Origin of the sequence: Mycobacterium helveticum, from assembly GCF_007714205.1 — a bacterium.
In the GTDB taxonomy this organism is placed as follows: Bacteria; Actinomycetota; Actinomycetes; order Mycobacteriales; family Mycobacteriaceae; genus Mycobacterium; species Mycobacterium helveticum.
The window spans coordinates 1-7,826 of the sequence record NZ_VMQU01000179.1 but is presented as its reverse complement, the minus strand read 5'-3'; the positions used below and the strand labels follow the sequence as shown (position 1 = coordinate 7,826).

Here is a 7,826-nt window from a genome sequence, read left to right as displayed (position 1 = left end):
GATCAGCCCCGCGGGCCCGCCGGCCCCGCCGGCACTACCGGCCGCGCCGGACCCGCCGGCTCCGCCATCGCCGAGGATCCACCCCCCGGCACCCCCGTTGGCACCGGTCCCGGGGGCCCCGTTGGCGCCGTTGCCGATCAGCGGGCGCCCGGTCAACGCCAGAATGGGCGCATTCACCGTGCCCACCAGGTTTTGCTCCAGTGCCAGCGGATTCGGGATCTGCAGCCACGATGCGTTCACCGCCTCGGCGGCCGCGTAGGAGCCCGCGCTCGCGCTCAACGCCTGCCCAAACCGCTCCTGAAACACCACCGCCCGGGCGCTCAGCGCCCGATAGGCCTGCGCATAGCTGCCGAACAACCGCGCGATCGCCACCGACACCTCGTCAGAGGCCGCCGCCGCGATCTCGGTGGTCGACGGCGCCCACGACGCCGTGGCCTTGCTGATTGCCTCGTTGATCCCGCTCAAATCCCCTGCCGCCGCGGCCAAAGCCTCGGGTTCTGCGAGCGAAAAAGTCGGCATCTGCGCCTCCCAGCAAATCAACGGGGCGACTCGGAAGCGCTAACTGTATTTCAGAGGACCCGGGATGTGAAGCCCTTCACTTCTGATACCTGGGTTCGGGGTCGGAACCCGACCGCCCGCTAACCACATGCCGCGGCTCGCGTAACCCTGGACCGCCGCGGTGGGCGGGCTAAATTACCCCTATGCGCATGGTTCCCCTGTTGGGTGCAGTCCTGACGATCCTCACGGCGGGGCTGCTGGCAACCCCCGCCGGCGCGCAGCCGCCGGGCAAGCTCACCGATCACGTCACCACCACCACCGGGGTGTTGACGAATCCGGCCCGGGCAGCAGTCAGTTCGGCAATCGACCGGCTTTACCGCGACCGCCACATTCAACTGTGGGTGGTCTACGTCGACAACTTCTCCCGGTTCAAACCCGAAAACTGGGCCGAGCGAACCCGCAGCGCCAGCGCGATGGGCGACCACGACGCGCTGCTGGCCGTGGCCACCAACACCAAGCTGTACGCGTTCAGTGCGCCGGGCCTCACGCCGGTGGAGTCGAACAGCCTGCGGGACAACAAAATCGGTCCCGCAGTGGCCGCCAAGGACTGGGGAGGTGCCGCGCTCGCCGCGGCGGACGGGTTGGACAGATCGGCAAGCTCGCCACAGCGGAGCCGGCTGCCGCTCGCGATCGTGGCCGTCATTGTCGTCAGTGGCGTCGTGGCCGCCGTGATCCTGGTGCTCTATCGCGCGCGCCGCCGCCGCGGCGCGCGCCAGCTCGACCCTGCCGGCGGGCCGGTCGACATCGAAGGACGCACTGGTCCGTTGCCGCAGGCGTTGTCCATCGCGGACGCCAGATTGCGCCAGATCTCCGACTACGTTGCCCGGCATCGCCAGAGTATCGGCGCCGAGGCCCGGGCCCGGTTCGACGAGGCGAAGCGGCAATTGGCGGCGGCGCACGCCGCCGAGGCAAGCGACGACGCCGGGGCAATCGCCCACGCCAACCGGGCGTCGACGCTGGCCGCTCAGGCGCAAACACTGGCGAACGCCGACCTGCTGGCGGCGCACCGCAGGCGAGGACGGCCAGGCAGGACCGCTCGGTGAATTCTGCCTGCCGGGGACTCCGACGAAAGCGCGGACATTTCCTCTCTCGACTAAGTCGGCAGGCTCCATCAGGATTCCGTCACGAGGTCGCCGCAGTCCACGATGCGCCGGAGACCTCAAAGTGGGCGTCCAACAACGCCAGCGGGTGCATGGCGTAGTGGTACGGCGATTCCGCGAAGGACGGGAACGACTCGCGCATGTCCTCCTCGGACCGTTTGCGGGGCGAGGAGGCGAACCGCATCAGCCCGGGGCATCTCGGGACCGTCTCGTAGGGATTGCGCGCGTCCGGGCAGGTCTCGATGAGGATCTCGACCCGGCCGTAGTTGGATGGGCGCCTTGGAAAGGTCCGCATCTGTCACCTGCAGGGACAGCGTACGGCTCGCCGAAGGCGGTCCTGGACCGGCTGAGCGAAGGGCTCGCGTCCGAGTGCTACGCCGACTCGATCGTCGTGCCTGCCCCGGCCCCCGTGAAAGCCGTGCCGGCCGAGGGCGTGAGGGCGACGCTCACCGACGATGCCATTGCCGGCGAGGGCATCGTCGGGCCCGTCGAGGCGACGACCGAGGCCGCCGGCAGGACGCTGCTTGACATTGGGTCAACCGGCCGGCGCGCACGCATTCATGTTGTTGCCCAGGACAGTTCAGTGGCTGGAGGAAGACAGTGACGGCAAATCAGAGTCCTTTTCGGTCCGATCTGCTCGACGGCAAGGTCGCCCTCGTCACCGGGGGTGCCACGGGACTCGGTCTGCAGACGTGCCGAGTCCTCGGCAGCCACGGTGCTCGTATTGCGCTGTGCAGCAGAAAGGAGGCGAATCTTCAAGCCGCGCTGCAGGTTTTACGCGACGACGGGATCGATGCCATGTACGGCATCTGCGACGTGCGCGAGTTCGAGGCGGTGGCGGACGTGGTGGACTCCGTGGTCGCGCATTTCGGAAGCCTCGACATCCTGGTCAACAACGCCGCGGGCAACTTTCCGGCTCTCATCTCGGATCTGAGCCCCAATGGCTTCAAAGCGGTGGTCGACATCGATCTGCGCGGAACGTTCAATGTGTCCAAAGCGGCCTACGAGCGGTGGATGCGCGATCACGGTGGCGCGGTGGTCAACATCACCGCCGCCACCCAATATCGCGGAATGGCAATGCAGGCGCATGTGGTCTCGGCGAAGGCGGGCATCGACGCCCTGACCCGGACGTGTGCCATCGAGTGGGGGCCCGCGGGCGTCCGGGTCAACGTCGTCGCCCCCGGAGGGATGGCGGGCACCGAAGGCGTGCAACGCATCACCGGTGGAGACGACAAGTTCCCGGCGAACTCCAACCCGTTGCGCCGTCTGGGTTCGACGACCGAGGTCGCGCAAACCGTGCTGTTCTTGGCCAGTGACGCCGCGTCCTACATCACCGGCGCGGTCGTCGTCGTCGACGGGGGCAGCTGGCTGACCGGACGCGCGCAATTCTGACGGCGGGACGTGATGGCGCCGTGAACATGACGAATCCGACTCGTTAGCAGACGATTTTCCCAGCAGGTCGGCGCACGCAGGTATCGTTGCACCGATGGAGGGCGTGGCTGAACTGGTGCCGGTGCTAGCGTCGCACCGCCTCGATGAGGCCGCCCTCGCACGGCACCTGCGAGGCCGACTTCCCGGCTTCGACGGCCAGCTGACGGTCCGTCAGTTTCAAGGCGGGCAAAGCAACCCGACGTTTCATCTGCGCACCACCGGTGGTGAGTACGTCCTTCGCAAGAAGCCACCGGGCACGTTACTGCCCCGGGCGCATCAAGTTGAGCGCGAACACCGCATCATGTCGGCGTTGCGGGACACCGGTGTGCCGGTGCCGCGCATGCGTTTGTTGTGTAATGACGAATCGGTCATCGGTACAACGTTTTTCATCATGGATCACGTCCCCGGGCGCATCTTCACCGACCCGGCGATGCCGCAGAGCACTCCGGCGCATCGTGCGGCGGTCCACGAGGACCTCGCACGCATCCTCGCGATGCTGCATCGTGTGGACTGGCGTGCGGCAGAACTCGAGGGCTTCGGCAGGCCAGAGGGTTACCTGCACCGCCAGGTGGCGCTGTGGACCCGGCAGTGGCAGGCCGCGCGCATGGAGGACATGCCGGCGATGGACCTGTTGGCGCAGTGGCTGCCCGACCATCTGCCACCGGACGACGAGCCGGCGTGCATCGCGCACGGCGACTACCGCTTGGGCAATGTCCTGATCCATCCGACCGAGCCCCGGATTGTCGCAGTGCTGGACTGGGAGCTGTCGACCCTCGGCCATCCGTTGGCCGACCTCGGCTATACCTGCCTGACCTACCATCTTCCGCCGGATTTCGGCGGCACGCGGGGCGTGGCGGGGGAGGATCTGACCGGCACCGGTATACCCGACGAGCAAGCGTTCGTCGCGAGTTACTGTCGGCATGCCGACCGAGAGCCGCCTCGCTCGCTCGACGTCTTCATCGTGTTCTCCATGTTCCGGCTCGCCTCCATCACCGCCGGCGTGTGGCGGCGCGGGCTCGACGGCAACGCAGCCGACTCCCGGGCCGGCACGACGGAAGTCCGCGACCGCTACCGCGGCTTGGCGCAGATGGCGTGGGCTCTGACGCAGCGCCTGGGGGGCGGGTGAAGCTCCGGGTCTGTCGGAGAGATGTCGCCGGCGTGCGACACGTTGACGCCATCGGGCGGCGATGCGTCCTCAGTTCTCCACCAGATCGGGCAGCGGCTCGGCACCCGTGAGCCAGTGGCGACCGGTGCGGCGCGCCGCCTCCCACCCTGGGATGCTCACCGCGTCGTCCATGGCCCAGGTCCTGCGTCCGGGCGGCGCGGCTGGGCTTGCGTGATAAGAAGTAACTTCCCCCACCAAAGGTGATCCGGCAATGACACTTTCGCCCAGGAGTCGACTCCCGGTGTGGGTAGTCAGCATCGTCGTCGTGGCCGCGACGCTGGGCCATTCGGTTCTGGCGGCGCCACGAGCGGCGGCGGAATGCACGTTGAGCGCCCAGGACGAGCAGTACATCGACGTGCTGGCCCAGAAGAACCTGATCCACGGGTCCGACGTCAACGACTGCCACATGGTCGTCGAGGGGCGGTGGTTCGCCGATCAGGTGCGCAATTCCCCCGACCCGTTCGGAACCGCGAAAGCCCTCGTGCAGAAGGTGATCGACACCACACCGATGACCCCGGATCAGGCCGAGTGGGAGGTCGAGGCAGCGATCTTCGTCTACGCACCGGAGATCATCCCCAAGATCAAGGACCAGTTCGCCCGGCAACCCCCGCCGTGAGAACGCGAAACGCGTTGCGCGGCTTCGCTAGTGCGTCGGCGAAACTGCTCGGGTGGCACTCGTTGTCCGAGTGGCGCGCGGGATTCCGGGTGATCGGGTACGACGCGCACGGGATGTCACCCTCGTCCGCACCGCCGGCGCCCTACTCGGTGGCCGGCCTGGCCGGCGACGCCGCAGCCGGCGGGGAACGGGGGCGAACCTCGCCCGCGGCGTGCGGAACGTCTTCGTCACGTGCGGGCGGTGCCGGGGGATCGGCACCCTGTGCCCCGCGGCGCCCATCGGTCCCGACGAGCGAGCCCGGGCCGTGCGTTGATCGGGGCGGCGTGGGATGTGGCTGTTCGAACTGGCGTAACGTCGAACTGTTTGGGCTTGCGCTCCCAGCACCGAATTCGAGCGACAGGAGAGTCATGGGTCATGGCGCGCCGGGAGGCGCAGTGCCTGGCGGCATGGCTGAGTTCAGCGGACCGCCGGTGGTGCGGCTGGCCGGCAATTCCGGGCTGTCGCAGGGTTTGCTGGGCAGCAAGGCGTGCGGCATCGACGCGATGCGCGGCCACGGCTTGCCGGTTCCCCCCGCGTTCTGCATCACCACCGAGGTGTGCGAGCAGTACTTCACCGACCCGCACCGCGCCCTCGACGGCGTCTGGGACCAGGTGCTGGAGGCGATGGGATGGCTGCAGGACGAGACGGGGCGGTCGTTCGGCCGCGGCCCGCGGCCGTTGCTGGTGAGCGTGCGCAGCGGCGCCGCGCAGTCGATGCCCGGCATGCTCGACACGGTGCTGAACCTCGGCATCACCGACGCGGTGCACCGGGCGCTCGAGGCCGGCTTCACCGCGGGTTTCGCCGCGGACACGCGCCGGCGGTTCGAGGAGATGTACCGGCGAATCGTGCTGGGCGGCGACGGCGTCGTCCCCGACGACGCCCACGCCCAGTTGTGGGGTGCGATCGAGGCGGTGTTCGGTTCGTGGAACTCGCCGCGGGCGTCGACCTATCGACGCCACCATGCCCTCGACGACGCCGGCGGGACCGCGGTCGTGGTGCAGGCCATGGTTTTCGGGAACCTGGATGCCAAGTCGGGCACCGGTGTGCTCGTCTCCCGGAATCCGATGACCGGCACCGGCGAACCGTTCGGCGAGTGGCTGTCCGGGGGCCAGGGCGAACAGGTGGTGTCGGGCTGCGCGGACTGCGAACCCGTGACGGCGTTGCGCGATGACCTTCCCGCCGCCTACGAGGAGCTGCTCGCGGCGGCCCGCACCCTCGAGCGGCTGGGCCGCGACGCGCAGGAGATCGAGTTCACCGTCGAGGCGGGCCGGCTGTGGCTGCTGCAGACCCGCACCGCGAACCGCTCCGCGCAGGCCGAGGTGCGGTTGGCGTTGCGGTTTCGCGCCGAGGGGCTCATCGATGACGCCGAGGCCCTGCGCCGGGTGACCGCCGCCCAGGTCGAGGCGTTGCTGTCGCCGTCGTTGCAACCCGAGGCCAGGATGGCGGCGCCCCTGCTGGCCCGCGGTGTCCCCGTGTGTCCCGGGGTGGCGCGGGGTCGGGCCTATACCGACGTCGACGCCGCCATCGACGCCGCCGAGGGAGGCGAGGACGTCATCCTGGTGCGGTCCTCGACCAGTCCCTATGACGTGGGCGGCATGCTCGCGGCGCGCGGCATCGTCACCGAGGTGGGCGGCACCACCTCCCACGCCGCGGTGGTCAGCCGAGAGATCGGCCGTCCGGCGGTGGTCGGCTGCGGCGCGGGGGTGGGCGTGGCGCTGGAGGGCAAGCTCGTCACCGTCGACGGAACGGCCGGCGAAATCAGGGAAGGCATGCTGGAACTGACCGCGTGGTCGGAGCGCGACACCCCCGACCTGGTCGCGCTCGCCGAGATCGCGCGCCACGTCAGCCCGTTGCGCGCTCACCACGACGGTCCCTACCCGCGCCTGGACGACGCGTCACCGGCGGCCATCCGCGCGGCCCTCGCCGCCGGGCACACCGAAGTCGTATCGGCCACGCCGCTGATCGCCATGCTCACCGCGTTGCACGCCGGCGGCTCGCCGTGACGACCGAACTCAAGGTGCTGCAGGCGATTCGCCTCAAGGGGCGCATCGCCGCCGCCGACGTCGTGGCCGCCGTCGACGACGATCCCGCCGCCGTCACCGAAACCGTGGCACGCCTGACCGATTCCGGCCTGGTGCTCGCCGACAAGACGGTGCGTTTGTCGCAGGAGGGCCGCGCCCGGTTGCAGGAGCTGCTGGCCGCGGAACGGCAGGCGGCCGACCCGCGTGCGCTCGGTGCGGCCTATGACGGATTCCGTTCGGTGAACCAGGATTTCAAGGAGCTGGTGTCGGACTGGCAACTCAGGGACGGCCGGCCCAACACCCACGACGACACCGGGTACGACGCCGCGGTGCTGCAGCGACTGGAGGTCGTCCACCGCCGCGTCGTGCCGATCATCGCGGCCGTCGCCGGCCAGCTGCCGCGCCTGTCGGCGTACGCCGACAGGCTCGCCGCCGCCTACGCCAAAGTGCTGCGGGGAGAGACGATGTGGCTGACCCGGCCGCTCATCGACTCCTATCACACGGTGTGGTTCGAACTGCACGAGGAACTGATCGGCGCGGTCGGCCTCACCCGGGAAGGCGAAGCCCGGGCCGGGCACGCGGAATAGCGCCGGATCTTTGCCCGGGAAAAGCCGATACGGGCGAGTCGATGGGGGCACAATCGTTTGCGCGCGGCGTTTGCTGCCGGGAGGAGAAGCGACATGGACAAGGCGGGCGCGGCGGTATTCGCGCCGCGGCGCGTGCTGCGGGGCTGTGTGGTGGTCGGCTTCGCGGTCGTGCTGGCCGGACTGCCGGTGATCGGCCTCTCCGCGCCGTTGACGATCGCCCGCGCCGACCCGCCGGCTTGCGCACCGGGCTGGGTCTGGAGCCCCAACCTGAACCAGTGCGTGTTCTGGCTGCCGACCGCGAACGGGCCG

At 69.3% G+C, this 7,826-nt stretch carries 9 protein-coding genes and 2 pseudogenes; 8 read left to right on the top strand and 3 right to left on the bottom strand.

Annotated elements, in window-relative coordinates; genetic code table 11:
- Both FPZ47_RS29945 and FPZ47_RS29940 read right to left on the bottom strand, forming a co-directional pair.
- Positions 1–177 (bottom strand): PGRS repeat-containing protein (locus FPZ47_RS29945; protein WP_345889732.1); only part of this gene is annotated, 177 nt, incomplete at its 3' end.
- Positions 178–246: 69 nt separating this feature from the next.
- Positions 247–519 (bottom strand): annotated as a pseudogene (locus tag FPZ47_RS29940) (PE family protein); the annotation flags it as partial.
- Between the two features lie 182 nt (positions 520–701).
- Here FPZ47_RS29940 and FPZ47_RS25335 point away from each other — a divergent pair.
- Positions 702–1,601: a TPM domain-containing protein gene (locus tag FPZ47_RS25335; RefSeq protein WP_144956644.1), complete on the top strand. Its 900-nt coding sequence runs from the start codon at positions 702–704 to the stop codon at positions 1,599–1,601.
- Between the two features lie 79 nt (positions 1,602–1,680).
- On the opposite strand, the gene FPZ47_RS25330 is transcribed toward FPZ47_RS25335, so the two are convergent.
- The gene (locus tag FPZ47_RS25330; protein WP_144956646.1) at positions 1,681–1,953 is read right to left on the bottom strand and encodes a hypothetical protein; all 273 of its coding nucleotides are present in this window, start codon (positions 1,951–1,953) and stop codon (positions 1,681–1,683) included.
- A 114-nt stretch (positions 1,954–2,067) separates the two neighbouring features.
- Here FPZ47_RS25330 and FPZ47_RS25325 point away from each other — a divergent pair, with 114 nt between their 5' ends.
- From FPZ47_RS25325 to FPZ47_RS25295, 7 genes and pseudogenes are all read left to right on the top strand, one after another.
- The gene (locus tag FPZ47_RS25325; RefSeq protein WP_144956648.1) at positions 2,068–2,262 is read left to right on the top strand and encodes a hypothetical protein; all 195 of its coding nucleotides are present in this window, start codon (positions 2,068–2,070) and stop codon (positions 2,260–2,262) included.
- Positions 2,259–3,050: an SDR family oxidoreductase gene (locus FPZ47_RS25320; protein ID WP_144956651.1), complete on the top strand. Its 792-nt coding sequence runs from the start codon at positions 2,259–2,261 to the stop codon at positions 3,048–3,050. The genes FPZ47_RS25325 and FPZ47_RS25320 overlap by 4 nt, the downstream gene beginning before the upstream one ends.
- A 94-nt stretch (positions 3,051–3,144) precedes the next feature.
- Complete coding sequence (locus tag FPZ47_RS25315; RefSeq protein ID WP_144956653.1) at positions 3,145–4,215, top strand: phosphotransferase family protein; 1,071 nt, start codon at positions 3,145–3,147, stop codon at positions 4,213–4,215.
- A gap of 250 nt (positions 4,216–4,465) precedes the next feature.
- Positions 4,466–4,870: a DUF732 domain-containing protein gene (locus tag FPZ47_RS25310; RefSeq protein ID WP_144956656.1), complete on the top strand. Its 405-nt coding sequence runs from the start codon at positions 4,466–4,468 to the stop codon at positions 4,868–4,870.
- Between the two features lie 446 nt (positions 4,871–5,316).
- Positions 5,317–6,912, top strand: a complete 1,596-nt coding sequence (locus tag FPZ47_RS25305; RefSeq protein ID WP_144956659.1) for a pyruvate, phosphate dikinase — start codon at positions 5,317–5,319, stop codon at positions 6,910–6,912.
- Positions 6,909–7,517 carry a MarR family transcriptional regulator gene (locus FPZ47_RS25300; RefSeq protein ID WP_144956662.1) on the top strand — a complete coding sequence of 203 codons (609 nt, stop codon included), beginning with the start codon at positions 6,909–6,911 and terminating at the stop codon, positions 7,515–7,517. Before FPZ47_RS25305 ends, FPZ47_RS25300 begins: the two co-directional genes overlap by 4 nt.
- A gap of 93 nt (positions 7,518–7,610) precedes the next feature.
- Positions 7,611–7,826 (top strand): annotated as a pseudogene (locus FPZ47_RS25295) (hypothetical protein); the annotation flags it as partial.

What these genes read in the sequence shown, in the direction of transcription:
- FPZ47_RS25305 (WP_144956659.1), top strand. Translation starts at nt 5,317, where the DNA reads ATGGCTGAGTTCAGCGGACCGCCGGTGGTGCGGCTGGCCGGCAATTCC.
- FPZ47_RS25310 (WP_144956656.1), top strand. Translation starts at nt 4,466, where the DNA reads ATGACACTTTCGCCCAGGAGTCGACTCCCGGTGTGGGTAGTCAGCATC.
- FPZ47_RS25330 (WP_144956646.1), bottom strand. Translation starts at nt 1,953, where the DNA reads ATGCGGACCTTTCCAAGGCGCCCATCCAACTACGGCCGGGTCGAGATC.
- FPZ47_RS25315 (WP_144956653.1), top strand. Translation starts at nt 3,145, where the DNA reads ATGGAGGGCGTGGCTGAACTGGTGCCGGTGCTAGCGTCGCACCGCCTC.
- FPZ47_RS25335 (WP_144956644.1), top strand. Translation starts at nt 702, where the DNA reads ATGCGCATGGTTCCCCTGTTGGGTGCAGTCCTGACGATCCTCACGGCG.